12 protein-coding genes are annotated in these 18458 nt (G+C 40.0%); 5 read left to right on the forward strand and 7 right to left on the reverse strand.

Features of this window, described 5'->3' with window-relative positions; all coding sequences use genetic code 11:
* Nucleotides 1–651 precede the first annotated feature (651 nt).
* Both OXIME_RS00710 and OXIME_RS00715 read right to left on the reverse strand, forming a co-directional pair.
* Nucleotides 652–891 (reverse strand): alcohol dehydrogenase catalytic domain-containing protein, encoded by a 240-nt coding sequence (locus OXIME_RS00710; protein WP_393971576.1) that lies wholly within the window; start codon nt 889–891, stop codon nt 652–654.
* Nucleotides 892–1196: 305 nt separating this feature from the next.
* Complete coding sequence (locus OXIME_RS00715; protein ID WP_393971577.1) at nt 1197–1805, reverse strand: DUF998 domain-containing protein; 609 nt, start codon at nt 1803–1805, stop codon at nt 1197–1199.
* Between the two features lie 196 nt (nt 1806–2001).
* Between OXIME_RS00715 and OXIME_RS00720 the strand changes: the two genes are divergently transcribed.
* On the forward strand, nt 2002–3237 hold the full coding sequence (locus OXIME_RS00720; RefSeq protein ID WP_393971578.1) for an MFS transporter: 1236 nt from the start codon (nt 2002–2004) through the stop codon (nt 3235–3237).
* 9 nt (nt 3238–3246) lie between these two features.
* On the opposite strand, the gene OXIME_RS00725 is transcribed toward OXIME_RS00720, so the two are convergent.
* The 3 genes from OXIME_RS00725 to OXIME_RS00735 all read right to left on the reverse strand — a co-directional run bounded on the left by OXIME_RS00725 (nt 3247) and on the right by OXIME_RS00735 (nt 6926).
* A complete protein-coding gene (locus tag OXIME_RS00725; protein ID WP_393971579.1) occupies nt 3247–4614 on the reverse strand; it encodes an MFS transporter in 1368 nt (455 codons plus the stop codon).
* 65 nt (nt 4615–4679) lie between these two features.
* A complete protein-coding gene (locus OXIME_RS00730) occupies nt 4680–6779 on the reverse strand; it encodes a heavy metal translocating P-type ATPase (protein WP_393971580.1) in 2100 nt (699 codons plus the stop codon).
* 6 nt (nt 6780–6785) lie between these two features.
* Entirely contained in the window at nt 6786–6926 is a 141-nt protein-coding gene (locus OXIME_RS00735; protein WP_393971581.1) for a YHS domain-containing protein, read from the reverse strand.
* Nucleotides 6927–7000: 74 nt separating this feature from the next.
* On the opposite strand from OXIME_RS00735, the gene OXIME_RS00740 reads away from it, so the two are divergent.
* Both OXIME_RS00740 and OXIME_RS00745 read left to right on the forward strand, forming a co-directional pair.
* Nucleotides 7001–7519 carry a TRASH domain-containing protein gene (locus tag OXIME_RS00740; RefSeq protein ID WP_393971582.1) on the forward strand — a complete coding sequence of 173 codons (519 nt, stop codon included), beginning with the start codon at nt 7001–7003 and terminating at the stop codon, nt 7517–7519.
* Nucleotides 7520–7635: 116 nt separating this feature from the next.
* Nucleotides 7636–8676, forward strand: a complete 1041-nt coding sequence (locus OXIME_RS00745) for a hypothetical protein (protein WP_393971583.1) — start codon at nt 7636–7638, stop codon at nt 8674–8676.
* Nucleotides 8677–9820: 1144 nt separating this feature from the next.
* On the opposite strand, the gene OXIME_RS00750 is transcribed toward OXIME_RS00745, so the two are convergent.
* Nucleotides 9821–11770 (reverse strand): glycoside hydrolase family 15 protein, encoded by a 1950-nt coding sequence (locus tag OXIME_RS00750; protein WP_393971584.1) that lies wholly within the window; start codon nt 11768–11770, stop codon nt 9821–9823.
* Nucleotides 11771–11913: 143 nt separating this feature from the next.
* Between OXIME_RS00750 and treY the strand changes: the two genes are divergently transcribed.
* Nucleotides 11914–14481 (forward strand): malto-oligosyltrehalose synthase, encoded by a 2568-nt coding sequence (treY, locus tag OXIME_RS00755; RefSeq protein WP_393971585.1) that lies wholly within the window; start codon nt 11914–11916, stop codon nt 14479–14481.
* A gap of 34 nt (nt 14482–14515) precedes the next feature.
* Entirely contained in the window at nt 14516–16273 is a 1758-nt protein-coding gene (gene treZ, locus OXIME_RS00760; RefSeq protein WP_393971586.1) for a malto-oligosyltrehalose trehalohydrolase, read from the forward strand.
* Here the strand turns inward: treZ and glgX are convergent.
* Nucleotides 16270–18390 (reverse strand): glycogen debranching protein GlgX, encoded by a 2121-nt coding sequence (glgX, locus tag OXIME_RS00765; RefSeq protein WP_393971587.1) that lies wholly within the window; start codon nt 18388–18390, stop codon nt 16270–16272. The two genes, treZ and glgX, sit on opposite strands and share 4 nt — an antisense overlap.
* Nucleotides 18391–18458: the final 68 nt, after the last annotated feature.

Genomic DNA, 18458 nt, shown 5'->3' on the forward strand with positions numbered 1-18458 from the left:
TATTATAGAATTTTACTGACAAATTTACTGACAAATTGGAAGTTTTAAATGTTACAAAAACTAAAAGAACATTTTTAAGGATTCTAAAGGGTAACATGTATTAAAACTTGAGTTTCTCATAATGTTTGATGAAAATTGTCAGAAGACACTTTATCTCAAAGAATTTCATAGCGATCTTACTGTTATTCTGTTAGTGTGCCACCTATAACTTTTTTTTGTAATGGGTAATATAAGAAGCGATAGTATCTGATTTGCATTTTCTTATTCCAATCTGAGTATCAGTTTTCCAACTGGAATTATCACCAATATTGCTTTCAATTCTGAAAGATTAGTAATAATAAGAGATATTGTTGCATTCGTTCTCTTTTTAATAAACTTTGAAAAAAGCGGAGATAATAAGCACACAAATAAGAATGTAGAAAGTTGATATGGCATTTCCACACTAACTAATGTTTTTGAAACACAAAAACATAGAAATAAAAAGGCTCAAAAAAGTCAAACCTCCATACTAACTAGTACTTTTGAAACTAAATACCATTATATGTCCCATGCCCCTCCGTCTAAAATTACTTCCATACTAACTAGTACTTTTGAAACTTATTCGGAAATGACACAGAAAAAGCGGCAAAATTAGAGGTCCTTCCATACTAACTAGTACTTTTGAAACCCATCCTCCTCCAAAATTCCTAAGGCTTCGTGGCCCAGAACCATAAATCTGTCACCTGGTGGAGAAGAAGCTTCTCCCATCATTCCTTTAACTATCTCCCTGTCGGTTCCGCAAATCCCATTTTCAAGAATCTTTACACTCAAACCATGGAATTTCTCCGTTTTTATTTCAATATCCCCTATTTCTGCACCAACCGATGGGGGCCTGACAACTATAGCTTTCATTGAAAACACCTATTTTGTATAAGGTATATCTTCTTATGGATGAATAAGTATTTTTATTCATAACAAGATTTAAAGATGAACACTCTTCCAGGCAATCAATAAGCCCTATCAAATTAGCCATGAATTGGAACCAATAAGGTGAAAAAATTCACCGATGATCTTTCAGGTTGGAGAGCTTCCTATTTAGCAACTGAGACTACTACCTGGCATTTATTATGATACGTTTTCACCGTAAGCGGCGTATATTTATGTTAAGGATCAGTTATTATGTTGGATTAAAAATGCCGGACTGGTATGAAAGTCAATCATTTATCATATTTCCCAAATATCCATCCACTGAAGCTAAGAACCCAGATAATATTTGGATAGACTATGAGCCTTTCCATCCCACCTTTTCCCAGCCCCAGATAAACCCCAGGTACGTAAAGAATCAGTGATATCAAACCAAGCGTACCCAGAATAACCCATAGCAGAGACATAGTACTTCTCAACTTCCAGATTATGAAATAAGGTGCAATTGAACTCATTAGGAATACCAAGAGAGAAGAATATGTATGCAAAGCCCCGGTAGTCTCAGGAAAAATTCCTACACCCATAGCTCCAATTCCTGCCAGTATCAAAACTATTCTCAGCTGGGTGGAAAACTTTTCAAGAAAAAAACCGCCAATTATGATTGCAATTCCAAGAATGACAATGGATGTATTAAAAATGTAAGCAGTGCTACCTACCCCAAGGTCACTGATATAATTATTCGCAATACTGTAATTAGGATATATTGCCTCTGCAATTAGTACAAAAAGGAAAAACTGAGCAACTCCTGCAAATAGGACAAGACCTGAGACTTTCATTCTCCAATTTCCTGAAACATGCATGTGAATATTATGTTTAAGATCCTTATTAAATATTGTTACCATGAAAATAAATTTGAGTTTTTAGATCAAAATTTAAGGTTTAATTGAGTTCAGGCATTTCATAACCTTTTCTAAGAAGGGAATAAGAGGAAATTTTCTTGCTCATTTTTGCAGACAACATTGTTAACAGGATTATTTAAATAAAAGCATCCAATTAGGTAAATAGCAGTTTCAAGTACGAATTAAATAGGTATGCCTAATGATTTCAAGAAATTATATAAAACAGATATTTCCAACAATGGCTGGTTCAATGAGCATACTTACCGCCAGCTATAATATTGCCATAATTTCTGTTGCTTTGAGTCCTATAAAGAATTACATGTCTCTTAATGGAACAGAGGTTACACTCCTGGCTTCAGCAATATTATTAGGGGCAGTTTTTGGTGCTTTCTTCAGTGGCATTTTCTCTGACAGGTTTGGAAGAATTGGAATCCTTACATTGGATCTTATGACGTTTGTGGTTGCTGGAATTGCAAGTGCCCTGGTAAGCAACTTTCTTGAGATATTCACACTGAGGTTAATTGTTGGAATAGGCGTTGGGATGGATTATGTGGTTGTGTTCGCATACATATCAGAAATTGAACATAGATCCCACAGCAGAGGGAAAAGGCTGGTTACAGTCATGTTCTTTGCCAACTTTGGCATACTTCTTGCCTATCTACTGGGCGGGATTATTCTTCTGAAACTTGGACCAACAGGATGGCGTCTTACTCTTGCAACAGGATCCATACTTTCAATGTTCTCTATATTGATGAGGCTGAGGCTTAGAGAATCAGAACTGTGGAAACTTTCTCGTCTTGGTTCCATCAGGGAAATCCTGGCTAAAACCTTTCTAAAACATAACAGGAAAGATGTATTCAGGTTCTCTGTTCCATGGTTTCTTTATCAAATCAGCGACCAGAGCCTTACACTTTTTTTACCTGTGATCCTGATACCCTACATAGGTGCATCATTTTCGGGAGGGGCTCTGGGCGCAGTCCTCGTAAAAATCTTTACAATTCCCGCCTCATTCCTTACAATAATATTCATTGATCGCCTGGGTAGAAACTTCCTCCAGTCATTGGGTTTCCTTCTGAGATCAATACTTCTGGGACTGCTTGGTGTTGTACTTTACATGGGTATTCATATTGCAGCTTTTGTTATAATTGGAATGCTGGGCGGATCATTCTTCTTCGGTGCTCTGGGTCCGGACAAAACTACGGTAACCTCCCCAGCCCAAAGTTACCCCACAGAGATAAGGGGGACAGGACAGGGCATCAGTGAGGCTTTTGGAAGAATTGGAGGGTTTGTTGGTGTTCTTGGATTTGGTGCTTTTTCCCTCATAGGTGCTGGGGTTGGCCTCATCTTTCTGTCATTGACCTGCATGCTTGGTTTTATTTTTACTGTTCTGTTCATAGGATGGAGAGTCGAATCCACCTCAATTGAAAACGCATAAAAATAAAAGTCATTTGGATATATTTTCCAGACTCTTCTTGGATGCCACAGGACCCAGAAGCGCTACCAGACCAGCCAACAGACCGGTTATTGCTATGAAGGTAAAGCCAAATGAAAAACTGTATTCTGCTACAAGAACAGGAAGCAATATGGCCCCCAGTGCTCCACCTCCATGCCCTATTCCGTCTGTTAGGGCAAATCCTGATGTTCTGGCCCTTGTTGGATAGCTCTCAGCTGTGAATGTATATGCTACCTGAAGGTACATCCCAAGACCAAGCGATCCCAAGAACGCTCCAACAAATAAGGCATCCTTTGTGGCAAGGCTGAATATGATCATGCCAAAAAACCATACTACCGTATCGATTAATATGAGAATTTTTCTCTGCAGTTTGTCCGATACAAATATCATTATTGCAGCTCCAACCGGATATCCTATTGCCCCTACAACGAGGTATAGGATTGAGCTTGCAATTGTGACACCAAGGTTAGAGACCAGTGTAGCTGCATCCCCCAGAAATGCGTAATTTCCTATATACCAGAGAAACCACATTGCTACCAGGATAGAAAGCCTTGTGGAGTATGGTCTCTTAAACAGGTAAAGCGTGGGGAATTTGTTATCTTCAATTTTAACGTTTTCAGGTTGAGGATCTCTAAGTTTTCCCTCTTTATTTGTCGCAACTTTTTCCATCTGGTCAACTATAAGCGAGGCTTTTGCAATGTCACGTTTTCTTATTGCCAGCCACCTTGGCGACTCAGGCAGTTCGAATCTCAGTCCAAGTGCAACCACTGCAATAATACCACCAATAATGAACAGGTACCTCCAACCCAAAGCGGATGAAGGTACCAGATAGTAACCAATGAGTGGTGTAACTGACTGTCCCAGAATACCAATTAAGAAGGTAAACACAGTGATTTTCCCCCTTATATTCGGGGGAGCAAATTCACTCACATAAACTGAAACAAGATTCAGGTCAGCACCAAGTCCTAATCCGGTTATAAAACGGAATACCACAAGCATGGGAACATTTACGGAAAGTGCATCTCCAAAGGAACCAAGGGCAGTAAGCCCCATGGTCAGAATCATTGTCCTGTATCTTCCAAATATGTCCGAGGCAGTACCTATGACATAAGATCCTATTGCATAACCTATGAGCCCTATTGAAAGTGCCAGAAAGAGTATGATTGATCCATGAAGATTGAACTGTGCATCAATGGCCGGCATGGCAAGCCCAATATCTGAAATATCGTAAAAAACGAAGAAATACCCAATGCCTATTATGGCAAGAAAAGCAGTTGGAAGGGACCAGACACTGATCCTGTTTATTCTTGCAAGCAAATTCTTCAGCGATGTTTCATAACTTTCGCCACTATCTAGCATAAAATAGATACAAACCCATGGTATTTTATTTTTTTCTTATTAAGTGATACAAAACTTGTATTTTCCTAATGTGCCAGTCGATTTCCAGACAAGGTAATTTTCCCAGATGGATTTATTAGATTTTTTAGTTTCCCACCAATATTTCTCCTTAGAAGAAGTGAATTCAACACTACAGAAGTGGAACTAAACCCCATTGCAAGTGCCGAAAGGATTGGGAGGAATGAGTAAATGCCCAGCCCGGTAAGTGGCACGAGGATGCCTGCCGCTACAGGTATTAGGATAGAATTGTATCCTATAGCCCATACTATATTCTGTTTGATCTTTCTAATGGTCATCTTTCCTATGATTAAGCATGATCTTATATTCATTAGATCATCGTTTAACAGAATTATATCACCACTTTCCATTGCAATGTCAGATCCGCTTCCCATTGCCATACCCACATCGGCTGTTTCAAGAGCTATGCTGTCATTTATGCCATCTCCTACATACATTACATAATCGCCGGATTTTTGGTACTCAGAAACAATATTTGCTTTATCTTCCGGATGGGCATCAGAATGTATATCAGTTATGCCAACCAAACCACCGAGCCTATCGGCTTCCTCTTTTTTATCTCCTGTGATCATACTTACTTTAATCCCTGCATCATTGAGTGTTTTAACAAGTTCCACTGCATCAGCTTTGAGTTCATAATTAAGTCTGATGGTTCCAGCTAATCTGCCATCAACTTTCACCATTACATCCGACCCGCCAGCTTCCTTTGACCTTGTTATCTCAATATTCTTTCCAGAAACGATTCCAGTTATGCCCATACCAGCCGTTTCCACTACATTGTGTGCATCCGGAACATCTATCCCATGGCTTGCTGCATAGGCGTTAATAGCGTTTCCTATGGGATGGTTGGAAAACGCCTCAAGTGCAGAGGAATATCTTATCACATCCTCATTTGTGAAACCGGAGGAAGAACTTACCCCTTGGATTGCTGGATTCCTTTCGGTAAGGGTTCCGGTTTTGTCCAGTATTACTCTTGATACTTTTGAGATCCGGTCCAGTGCGTTTGGATTCTTAATGATCATCCCATTTGAAAATGATATGTTGGATGAAATAAGAAGTGTTATGGGACCGGCAAGGCCGATTGCACATGGGCAGGCAATAACCACCACTGAAACAAACACCAGTACAGGTACAAAGGAGGAAAGCGTGCTTCCGGAATAAATAAGATAAATGAACCAGAAAAGTGAAGATGCTATTGCAGTTGAAAGAACCACAGGAACAAACCAGAGAGCGAAAGTATCTGCTGCTTTCTGCACCTTTGTCCGTCCGGAGGCAGCCATCTGAATAAGGGAATATATCCTTCTCACTGTGGAATCCCATCCTGTCTTTTCAACATTCACCGTCAACGCACCATTAAGATTCAATGTTCCAGATGTTACTGAGTCGCCTGTTTTCTTTAAAACCGGCATCTGCTCACCGGTGATCATGGACTCGTCCACTTCACTGCTGCCTGATGAAACAGTCCCATCTACAGGTATATTTTCTCCAGGTTTTACAACAACCTTGTCCCCCTTCTTAAGTGCCTCTATCCCCTCATTGGCGATGGTACCATCATCTCTAAGGATATGAACAGTGGAGGGAATCACTGAGAGAAGCTTAGTTGCCGCAGAATTTGCTTTGGTTTTTGTCAGTGTTTCCACATAACTTCCGGTCAAGATCAGTGTTATTATGAAGGAGGAAGCGTCAAAATAAACTGATCCCATAGGTATGATTGAGGGCCTTGCGAAAGTCACTGCAACGGAAAAAATATATGCAGTTGTGGTTCCAAGCGCTACAAGAAGATCCATATTGCTGGTTCTCTGTTTTATGGAGTTCCAGGCGCCATAATAGAATCCTCTTCCCGAATAGGCCTGTACTGGTGTTGCAAGTGCAAAGAGAAGATAATCCTTCAAGGTAAAATGCCCGGTCAAATAGGTAATCAGTAAAATAGGTATTGAAAGCGACCATGCCACTGCAAGCTTCATTTTCAGCTTTGAGATCTCAACCTCTGGTGACTTAAAAGTTTCCAGGCACGTGGTTGAGCAGAAATAGTATTTTACCCCATCTTTTTCCTGCACAAGATCTGTTGTGTCAGGTACGAACATTCCGCAGACGGGATCAGTGGGCATATATGATCATCTTGTATATTTCAGTGGATTTTTCAGAAACTGTTCTCTGCAGCCCTCTGCACAGAAATAATAGGTTTTTCCATTATATTCTGCTTTTATGTCGTTCTTGCCCACCATTCCACAAACTGGATCAATATTTTTCTTCATGATATGTTATTGAAGATGTATATTTATAACTTAATTAAACATACTGATAAAGAAAACTGTGGATATGTATTCATATGAGCATAGATTTAGGTGAAAAAGAATATAAAATGCTAAAGATGCTGAAAATAAATGCCAGAACTCCAATAACTGAGATGGTAAGTACACTGGGAGTAAGCAGGATTACGGCAAAGAGAATGCTTGCATCTCTCATAAAAAGGGGGATAATTAAAAGCTTCACTATTGAGACCGGACAGGAGAATGACCCTCTTCTGGTGGTGGAACTGGAAAGCATTGAAGGCATTGACCAGGACATAATCATTGATGATTTTCGGCTTCTTGACGGAACCCACATAATTACCGTACCTTTCAGTGATTCATTCAAACTGGAGGGAATTAAAGTGAAGCGAATTCATATTAGCACAGGCAGAAAAAGAAATACTGGATCATTAAATATTGAAGGGATAAAATGCGACTTCTGTGGCAGAAAGATCAACTCTGATCCTTTAAAGATCAGGGATGGAAACAGTCTTTACTATGTATGCTGCACATCCTGTGAGACAAATCTAAAAAAAAGGCTTGAGGCAATGAAATGATATGATCCATCTGCAACATTCACTTTTACTGATCTTTGGTTTATTTATTAAGATTGTCAACTATTCGATTATAAAAACAATGTATCCACCTCAATAGCATATATATGCAATATTTGATGAAATCAGGCCAAACGGCATGGGTTATACCAGGCGCTGATGGGGGTTTTGATCAGATAGTTTTATGGGGAGATATACTATTGGCTGTGGCTGGTAATCAACTGTATGATGAATTTACATACGGTTTAATGTCGCCCGCTCTCATGAATGATATCAATATTACAAACAATTACTTTTCAGTATTCGAAAATGACAGTTACTCAGGAGAACAGTCACTCACCTGGACTCAGGGAATACCCCTAGTAACCCAAGGGAAAGTTGCTTTTCAGGATAATGGAAATTGGGAAACAAATTACGCATACGACTATCTTAATGTTACTAACTATCCAGCTATAGATCCATACACCTCTTGGAAAAACATAACTCTTATGTCGAATAGTTTTCCTGGAACAGGAAAATATTTCGAGATGATATCCGATTCCGTTGCTGTGCCAACTGGTAAGTCACAGATCAATGGTCTCGCATTTGCCAAATACTTTGCGTCTTTCGCAGGGCAAAAAATATTTACAAAATGGAAAGCTGTGACTTTCTATGATAACATAACAACTAATTACTTTAACACTCCGGCTCAGTGGTACAGTTACCAGCAAGCAAAGAAAACTCCATCTAATGATTGGGTTTATCAGCTCCAGGCTGGAATGTTTGATGGTCCTACTGCTACATTTGAATCAGCCTTAACTGCATTTTCCGAAAGCTTCTCATCTGGAGGGTCAAATAGTAACTATCTGTCTGCGTCATTCACCCTTTATAAGGCAATAAAAGGAGTTCTCTCTACAACTTATACAGACTGGCAGGCGGCCAATAGTCTTGGATTGGGGTACTTGGGTTATGCAGGTCATCCCTTTGGAGGATATTTACCGCCGTGGGCAAATACAACCGCAAACAGAACAGTATCAACAGGTATCTCTAGCACCATAAGTAACATTCAGAGTGATATACATGGAACGGGCAGTCAGGTAGAGTACATATATGTCTCTCCCTTCTCCATCTCATATCTGGAGAATATGGTTGCCAACGGAATATCTGGTATAAAAAGGTAGTATAAATGAAGAGACTAAATACAACAGTCCTCTTCTCACTACCCGCTCTTATTTTTGGCGGGATACTTATTTATTTTATTTTCTGGAATTTTAGAAATTCACTGTTAAACCATCCTTTAATTTATTCTCATCCAGTATTTATGAAGAAAAGTAAAAACAGGATGAAAGCCCAATTAACAGTAATCTGTAAATGATTTAAAAAATGGATGAAAATAACAAGGTTTTAAGAGAATTGAGAGATAAAGAAGTGAATCTAGTAAGAAAAAAGGAAACTTCTGCTGGAATTTGCAGACATTGGATCAGTAGTTATTTCCAATCTGGTTGATACTTTACAAAATTATTCCCAGTAGTGGCTTCTTACCTCGTATGATTTGCTTCATCATTTCAGGTCCCTTTCATCTCGATCATGGTTGCATTACCCCTATTCTCAAGTTCCTGGTAATCCAGGGCATTCTAAGCTATTTTCTCAAAGTTGATCTGCTTCAAATATGGTGAGTTTTTTTGTAAAGAGGCCATAATTATTTAATGTGCCTCATCAGAATATGATTATAATGGTTGTGGTTGTAGGAATCATAGCCACAGAACATGTAGATCTAATGGAATTAAATGAAACACACAGAGTTCTGTTTTCAATGTCAAGTTACAATGAATTTTAAGAAAAAATAACAAAATAGACAGATTTTACAAACCTTTTTACCTAATAATAAGTGCAATAGCTGGCATAATTTTAATTTTGTATTTTTAGTTAATACGGTTGAAGTTGCCAACACATCATCGCTTATGGTATGCATTGATCAAAACTGCCACTTTCTACCAAAACCAATATTGACAAGGTTCCGGACGAATATTCAAATCGCATAAAGATTTTTGAAAAATATTTCATTACTGTCTCTTTTTAGGAATTTGAACAATATTAATGACTTTATATTATAACAAACTTTGTAACCTAATTTGTAACCTAAAAGTCTCAGGCGTAATAATGATGGTATGTATACCTTATTTCATTATAAGACTTGAAGGGAGGGAAAACCAGATTAAAAAGGTCATATGCATTAAGGTAAGTTTGATTGGAAAAAAAGGGTTTTTGAAACAGATACTGGAGGATAATCATTTCTGTTTAAAATAAGCTGATTGCTCATCATTCTCAGGATCGATTTGGAATTCCAGCTGATTCGTGTAACATTTTATCCTGTACTGCACTCAGTGCCTTCTCATAATCAAGCATTGTTATTATGAACTGGGCATGACTCCATACAAGAGGAGAAACAGAAAGAGGCTGGCCGTTATAGGGGTTTACCTGTTCAGGCAGAATTCCTGAATGCTGGCTGTGGTCCACGACCCAGTCAATATAGGGTCTGGCTTTTAAAACATCACCGGAAATCAAAAAGTATTCAGCTGCCCAGAGGGTGGTAATTATCCATGGGTTACCGGGAATTGAACTGTCATCTCTCACTCTCTGGTAAATATCCTTCTCATATCTGGCAATTCCTCCAACAGTTTTCACCCACAACCGATCAAGAAGAATTTTCATGGAAGATATCATTCTCTCATCATGGACAGATTCCATTCCAAAAAGATAAAGGGACATTATGGCGCTGTCCACGGTAAAATCAGGCACTCCATTTATAATGGCCCGCGCGTAAAATCCTTTTTCAGGGCTGTAGAACTTCTCCTCAAAAGATGCTTTCATTTTCCTTGCAGCTTCTTCATATCTTGCTGCAAGATCAATATCTCCGAATCTTTTGGCAAACTTTGATGCTGAGATTAGGGCTGCAAATGATGTTGCTATGGTGAATGTGTGTACACCGTACCTCTCCTCCCAGAGATCAAAGGATTCTTTTGGAAGGCCATTCTCATCACGAAAGGACATGATGAACTCTGAGCATTTTTTAACTACTGTCTCGTAAAATTCAGCCATGTACTCTATATCATTGATTTTTTCGTAATGCTTCCATATGGCCCATAGCATAAGGGCCGTTTCATCCTGCTGTATGGGAAGAATGGATTTTCCTCTATAGATCTGGGGAAGCCAGCTGCTGGCAATTTCACCATCGGGGCTATACTTATGGAAGAAGTAACCTTCCTCAGATACAAGATTCTTGGCGTAATCAAAGAACCTTCTTGCAGGTCCGGAATGGTCTGATCTTATGAGTGAATATGCTGCAATAGCAGCGTCTCTTGGCCACACATAATAATAACCGTCTTTATTGGCCTTGATGGTTTCGCTGTCACTTGAGGCAACAATGCCCCCCTTATCGCTCATATGGCTTCGAATTATAAACAGGGACTTTCTGAACATTGATGAAAGTTTTAATTCCAGGTTTATGGGCTTCTTAACGGCCCAAAGCTTCCAGTAGTTGGATGTTCTTATCTCATCCCTCCTGAGATTATCAAATGTTATTAAAGCTGAGTTAGCCACAGTCTCATCAAGAGACATATTTGCTGATATGAAATATGACACATTGATTCCCATGGCAGGTTCAAGCTTAACTCTGTGCCTTATAACGGAATCAACTGACCCCATTGCCACGGAGTTTCCTGAAAGCTCCAGATCCTCGGCGTCCTTCCAGCTCCCCTCCAGTCCCATAAAGTCCTTTATCCCTATTGCATACTGATCCATTCTATTTCCCAGGCTGTCCAGTGTTGAAGCCAGGAAATATCTTCTGCCTTTGTAATGGAGAACCCCATTCATTTTAGGCATGTATACGGCAGTGTCGCCTATATCGTTCCCATAAATATTGAAATTCTGGTTAAAGTAGAATTTTATATCAACTGGTTCTTTCGTTGTGTTGTATGCAGTAATTCTTCTGGCGTAGAGATTCTCATATATGTCAACAAAATTGAAGGTTTCAAAATCCACTCCATGGTGGGAAAACTTCCAGGTGCCTACCATTGTATGATCCAGGTAATCCATATCATGAATTCCCATTTTATCTGACCAGGTGAAATGGTCATTAACCGCCAGACCAAATTTGAAAGGATGGCCTGCATGGTTCTCCCCCTGATTCCTGGAGAAATAAAAATCCATGAGATTCATATCCGCGTCGAAATTTATAAGCATTCTCCCGTTACCGATTGGGAGATATCTGACCATGTTAGGTCAGTGACATTAAGGTTAAAGATTTTACTGTTATCATGCCGGCATGATTTTTTATTCTGCATGTATAAAAATGTTATCAAAAACATTATGGGCAATATTTCCAGTGAACTATTTAAGCAATACCTCATTTACATATGATGTCAGAAAATTCGGAAATAACATCAATGTACCGCATCCAGTTCTGGAAGGGTTTCAATTTCCAGGATCTAAAGCCAGTAATTCCATTCCTGAAGAAACTTGGCGTTGACGCAATATATTCATCACCAATTCTTAAGAGTACTAAGGGAAGCACCCATGGCTATGATGTGACAGATTTCCGTGAGGTAAATGCAGATCTTGGGGGAGAGGAAGGTCTGTTGGACATAACAGGCATGGTTCACAGTAATGGAATCAAGTGGATTCAGGACACGGTGCCAAACCACATGGCCATGAATTCTGAAAACATCTATCTGAAGGACGTTTTTAAATATGGTAAAAAATCATTTTACTGGAATCTATTTGATTTCATGAACACACCGGAATTCCATAACAGGATTGATCTGTTCATACTGGGTTATCCATATGAGGAGGTTATAAAATCGGGCAATATATGCATAGTTAACCCGGAGAATCCATCCATTAAAATTTATGATCAGGAATTTCCAATGTCAGAAAATAGTTTAAAAATGCTAAAATCTGTGACGGATGGAAAAATAACGGGTGAGGCCATCAAAAAAATAAACTCTGATCCTGAAATGATTCATTCATTTCTTTCCAAACAGATTTTCAGGGTCAGGTACTGGAAATCTGGGATTGAAGGGACAAACTACAGAAGGTTCTTTTCCGTTAACAGTCTCATTGCAATACGCACTGAAAACACAAAGTATAGCGGTGTAACAATACAGAAATTGATCAGCCTTTTTCGAAATGGAATAATAGACGGCTTCAGGCTGGATCATATAGACGGTCTCTTTAGCCCTGAAAATTTCCTTCTCAGGTTTGCCAGAGGAACAGAAAATGCGCCTGTATGGGTGGAGAAGATTCTCACAGGCAGTGAGAATCTAAGAGAATCATGGAAAACAAATGGAACCACAGGCTATGATTTTCTCTATTACTGCACCTATCTCTTTGTTGAAAACAAGGGGTATAAAAAACTGAAGGAGTTTTACACTCTATTTTCCGGTGTTAAAAAATCAGCAAGGATAATGGCATATGAAAACAAGAAATCATATATAAAAAAAAGTTTCTCACATGAAGCCGATTTTCTCTCCTATATTTTCTTTGATTTTTTTAAGGATAAGATTTATGGCCAGGATATTACATATAGCCAAACACGTGAATTCATGGAAGAGTTGCTTTCATCATTCACCACATACCGAACATATCTCACAGCCGGTTCAAAAAATATGAAGGATATCAGTATAATGCGCAATGCAATAAATCTGGCTGGAAAGAGGTCAGGGCTGAGAGTTGTTCAGGAAAGCATGAACAGGATGTTGGATTCTCATCTTATTGAGGGAAAAGCATTATACTGTTTTCAGAAACTTCAGCAGTTCATACCGGCAACAATTGCAAAATCTATTGAGGACAGGTTATTTTTCCAGTATAATATGCTGATTTCCCTGAACGAGGTTGGATGCATGCCTGAAAAGTTTTCAATCTCTAGAAAATCATTCCACAGATTCATGAAAATGAGATCAACCCATTGGCCAATGGCTATGAATACCCTATCCACCCATGACACAAAGTTGGGGGAGGATATCAGGGCAAGGATCGCATCCATCTCACATATGGTAGATACATGGGTAGAAATGGTTGAAAAGTGGCATGGAATCAACCTGAATTATAAAACAGTGGATGGAAAAAAAGAATATCCAACAAAAAACCATGAGTATTATCTATACCAGATTTTGCTTGCTGAAGATCCAGATAGGTGGATGGAAGAAACTGGATTTAGAAATAGAATCCATGGGCAGATGGTAAAAATGGTTAGGGAAGCCGGAACCATTTCGGACTGGAACAGTCCGGATGAAGTGTACGAGGATCACCTTTCAAGGTTTATAAATGGGATCATGGGCAGTGAAGGCTTCAGAAATTCATTCAAAGCGTTCTATGGGAAAGCTCAGTTTATGGGGATGCTTATATCCATCTCTGAGAATATAATTAAACTTACTGCCCCCGGCATACCAGACATATACCAGGGTTCGGAGGCTATGAATCTGAACTTCACCGATCCTGATAATCGTGGTAACGTTGATTATAAACACTCTGAGTATATGCTTGAAAAGGCAGTGGGGATGTACCTGCAGGGAGATTATAGCGGGATTAAGAAAAGCTGGAAAAACGGAACATTAAAGATTTTCATAAATTATATAATTCTCAACCTCAGGAAAAACAATCCTGATATTTTTCTCTCAGGGGATTACCAGGAGGTGGAAACCACCGGCCCCTGTGAAATTGAAATATTGAGTTACTGCAGAAAAAAAGGTAGCAGTGTAATTATAGTAACAGTTATGCTTGAATATGAAGAAAAGGCAGATGATGATATGCCCACCGGAATGGATAGATGGGGAGATACAGCAATAAATATTCCTGATGGATATTCCGGGTTTTACAGGGATATCTTCACAGGGAATATATATCACGGCACTTCCCTGAAAGTTGGAGAGATGTTTTCCCAGTTCCCATTTTCAGTTTTGATGAGGGAGGCTGAATCCTCTGTTTGAAAAAAGATTTGAAATAATGCATGGAGCAAGGTTCATGGAAAAAGGAGAAGTGGAGATCAATGTATGGGCCCCCCTTCAGAAGGATCTTAGGATGAAGAATATATCCTCAGGTGAAACCATAAACATGCAGAGAAAGGAGAAAGGTTATTTCTCCGCAGTCACAGATGGCAAAAATGGTGACAGATACATAATAATAACGAAATCAGGTAAGGAGATTCCCGATCCGGCGTCACGTTTCCAGCCCCAGGGTATTGATTCACCATCAATGATGGTGGACACAGGCAGTTTCAAATGGAAAAATAATAGGTGGGAAACATATATAATGAAAGAATCGGTGATACAGGAGATCCATGTTGGAACTTACACAGAAGGGGGGAAATACAGTGATCTTTCCCGTTACATCCACCATATTGTTGATACAGGAATAAATACCATAGAACTAATGCCGCTTGCCCAGTTCTATGGGTCGAGGAATTGGGGCTATGATGGGGTTTTTCCATTTTCACCATCATATTCATACGGATCTCCGGAAGATCTCAAGAATCTTGTGGATGAATGTCACGGAAAGGGGCTGAATGTAATTCTAGATGTAGTCTACAACCATCTGGGCCCAATGGGAAATATATTTCCCATTCTCGGATACTATTTCAGTTCCACTTACCATAACCCATGGGGAGATGCCATCAATTTTGACGGCAGGGGTTCCGATGAGGTGAGATCATTCGTGTTGCAAAATGTCAGGTACTGGATTGAGGAATTCAGGATGGATGGCCTCAGGTTGGACGCGATTCACTCAATTTACGACAGTTCACCTTTGAACATATTGAAGGAGATCACTGATCTTTCAAGGTATTTGGAGAATAAACTTGGCAGAAATATAAGAATCATCGCTGAAACAGACAGAAACGATCCTGAAACTGTGAGGGAAAGGAATAATTGCGGTTATGGGTTCAATGGGCAGTGGAACGACGATTTTCACCATGCCCTTCACTGCTTTCTTTCAGGGGAGAGATCAGGCTACTATATGGATTACGGAAATTTTGATCAGATAGTCCATGCATATAAAAACGGCTTTGTTTACGACGGCGTCTACTCAGAATTTCTTGGGAAAACAAGGGGTTCCAGATATGCCGGTCTCCCCATGGAGAGGTTGGTGGTTTTTACCCAGAATCATGATCAGGTTGGAAACAGAGCATTTGGAGAGAGGCCCATTGCAATAATGGGGGAGAGGAAAGCCCTCCTGTTCGCTGTGGCAGTCCTTGCCTCCCCCTTTACACCTATGATCTTCATGGGTGAGGAGTTCGGTTCAGCAAACCCATTCCTTTTTTTCATGGAATCGGAGGAGAGAGAATTTGCTGAAAAGGTTTTCCAGGGAAGAAGGGATGAATTCTCCCAATTCGGTTGGGGAGAGAATATCCCAGATCCCTCCCACATTGAAACATTCATCTCATCCAAAGTCAATCATGAAAGGTCAGAGGAGAGAACAGGAAAGAGATTTCTGGCCCATTACAGAAATCTTATCTCAATAAGGAAAAAATACATCCAGGGGCATAGGCCGGAAGTCTGGTCTGATGAAAACAGGCATCTCATTGTTCTTGACTATGCTGACACACATGTAAGGGTTGTGATGTCATTCTCATCAAAAGAGGAAAATTTTGATCTCAACAGTGACAATTCTATTATCTTCACTACCGAAGATTGCAATACTGATGAATCTTCTCCAGAAAAAAGTGCAGGAGGAACAATAATAATGCAACCCTACTCTGCGTTCATAACCAAATACCACCATTAATCGGAAGATTCCATAAGAATGGCTGCAGAACCCCCCTCCATTTTTACTTTATGTGAGTTTATCCGCAGAGGAAAAATGCCCTTATGTTCAGGGATGGAATCGATGATCATATCTGTTTTTTCCCACTTTTCAGGGATGGTGAACTCCATATCTGTATCAGTGGGATTGAATAGAAGCATCAGGTTATTGTTGGAAATATCATCTCCGTTGCCTGCTTCCTCTATTCCGGCAGATGAGAGAACAACTCCCAATCCCCTTACCTTGCCGGAGTTCCAGTCATCCATACCCATTTCAACTCCATCATTCTTTACCCATGTGACATCCTTTGTGTCAGTGCCAGGCATAACCTCCCCTTGAAAAAAATTCTTTCTTCTCAGCACATGGAACTTCATCTTAATTTCAATCAGGTTTTTCACAAAGTTGTACAGATCAATTTTATTCTGGTCAAGTTTCCAGTTGTACCAGCTTATCTCATTATCCTGGCAGTAGGCGTTGTTGTTTCCCTTCTGAGTGCGCATTATTTCATCTCCGCCCAGTATCATGGGTGATCCCTGGCTGGTAAGCAGCGTTATGAAAAGACTTCTAATACGTTTCTCCCTCATTCTGAGGATATTAGGGTCTTCAGTATCCCCCTCAACGCCGAAGTTCTCACTGATGTTGTCATCCGTTCCATCTTTGTTGTCCTCTCCGTTTGCCTCATTGTGTTTTGAACTGTAGGAAACAAGATCATACATTGTAAACCCATCATGGGATGTTATGTAGTTTATGCTTGAATGCGGCTTTCTTCCGTTGCTCTCATAGAGATCAGGTGAACCGGAGATTCTGGTTGCAAACTCACCAATCATGTTTCCTCTCTCCTTCCAGAACTTCCTGATGGAATCCCTGTATTTGCCATTCCATTCAGCCCACAGGGTTGGAAACCCTCCAACCTGGTACCCTCCTGGACCTATATCCCATGGCTCTGCGATGAGCTTCACTCTGGATATCACAGGATCCTGGTAGATTATATCGAAGAATGCCGAAAGCCTGTCCACATCGTAAAGCTGCCTGGCAAGAGCTGCTGCTAGATCAAACCTGAAACCATCCACGTGCATCTCCGTTACCCAGTATCTCAGGCTGTCCATTATGAGCTTCAACACCTGAGGATGTCCTGCGTCAAGGCTGTTTCCAGTGCCGGTAACATCATAGTAATATCTGGGGTTATTTGGATCAAGCCTGTAGTAAATGGCATTGTCTATGCCCTTGAAGGATAGGGTGGGTCCAAGGTGATTGCCTTCACCTGTGTGGTTATAGACAACATCAAGAATCACCTCTATACTGTTCTCATGAAGCGTCTTTACCATGTTTTTGAATTCGTTTATCTGTTCCCCTGGAACATCGCTGGAAGCATACCTTATATCAGGTGCCAAGTACCCAATTGTATTATAGCCCCAGTAGTTGGAAAGCCCTTTATTTATCAGGTAATCTGAATCTATTTTATGGTGTACAGGCATCAATTCTACAGCAGTTATCCCCAGATCCTTCAGATACTGTACCATTTTTGGAGAGGAGAGTCCAAGGTAGGTGCCTCTGATATTCTCGCCAATGTCCTCCCTGGCCACTGTGAAGCCCTTCACATGTGTCTCGTAAATGACAGTTTTGTTCCATGGAAAACCGGGGTTTCTGACCCCCTTCCAGTCAAAGTTATCATTCATAACAACCGATTTAGGGACATACTTTGCATCATCATTGGCGTTGAATGATAGATCCGCGTCAGGATCACCAAAATTGTAAGCGAAAATATCATTATTCCAATGCACAGGATTGGAGATTCCCTTTGCATATGGGTCAATGAGTAGCTTGTTCCTGTTAAATCTGTGTCCCTCTTGGGGTTTATACGGTCCATCCACCCTGTAACCATAGAGCGTTCCAGGTCCAATGCCTGAAACAAACGCATGCCATACAAATCCATCTCTCTCCTTCAGTTTTATGATCTCTTTTGGGTCTCCATCGTCCCTATGGCTGTATATCTCAAGATCTACTGCAGTACCGTTTTCAGAAAATAATGCAAAATTTGTGCCGCTCTCTTCAACTGTGGCACCCTGTATATTGGCACTCCCTGACTTTATTTTCAGCATGGGGGAGTATAACCAATGCCTATGATATAGTTTACGATATACCGGTTATTATGATCTTATTGCCAGTA

Origin of the sequence: Oxyplasma meridianum (assembly GCF_038024865.1) — an archaeon.
Taxonomy (GTDB): domain Archaea; phylum Thermoplasmatota; class Thermoplasmata; order Thermoplasmatales; family Thermoplasmataceae; genus Oxyplasma; species Oxyplasma meridianum.

Excerpts from the sequence above, each read along its gene's own strand:
- OXIME_RS00710 (WP_393971576.1), bottom strand. The coding sequence starts at position 891 with ATGAAAGCTATAGTTGTCAGGCCCCCATCGGTTGGTGCAGAAATAGGG.
- OXIME_RS00715 (WP_393971577.1), bottom strand. The coding sequence starts at position 1,805 with ATGGTAACAATATTTAATAAGGATCTTAAACATAATATTCACATGCAT.
- OXIME_RS00720 (WP_393971578.1), top strand. The coding sequence starts at position 2,002 with ATGATTTCAAGAAATTATATAAAACAGATATTTCCAACAATGGCTGGT.
- OXIME_RS00725 (WP_393971579.1), bottom strand. The coding sequence starts at position 4,614 with ATGCTAGATAGTGGCGAAAGTTATGAAACATCGCTGAAGAATTTGCTT.
- OXIME_RS00730 (WP_393971580.1), bottom strand. The coding sequence starts at position 6,779 with ATGCCCACTGATCCCGTCTGCGGAATGTTCGTACCTGACACAACAGAT.
- OXIME_RS00735 (WP_393971581.1), bottom strand. The coding sequence starts at position 6,926 with ATGAAGAAAAATATTGATCCAGTTTGTGGAATGGTGGGCAAGAACGAC.
- OXIME_RS00740 (WP_393971582.1), top strand. The coding sequence starts at position 7,001 with ATGAGCATAGATTTAGGTGAAAAAGAATATAAAATGCTAAAGATGCTG.
- OXIME_RS00745 (WP_393971583.1), top strand. The coding sequence starts at position 7,636 with ATGAAATCAGGCCAAACGGCATGGGTTATACCAGGCGCTGATGGGGGT.
- OXIME_RS00750 (WP_393971584.1), bottom strand. The coding sequence starts at position 11,770 with ATGGTCAGATATCTCCCAATCGGTAACGGGAGAATGCTTATAAATTTC.
- treY (WP_393971585.1), top strand. The coding sequence starts at position 11,914 with ATGTCAGAAAATTCGGAAATAACATCAATGTACCGCATCCAGTTCTGG.
- treZ (WP_393971586.1), top strand. The coding sequence starts at position 14,516 with ATGGAAAAAGGAGAAGTGGAGATCAATGTATGGGCCCCCCTTCAGAAG.
- glgX (WP_393971587.1), bottom strand. The coding sequence starts at position 18,390 with ATGCTGAAAATAAAGTCAGGGAGTGCCAATATACAGGGTGCCACAGTT.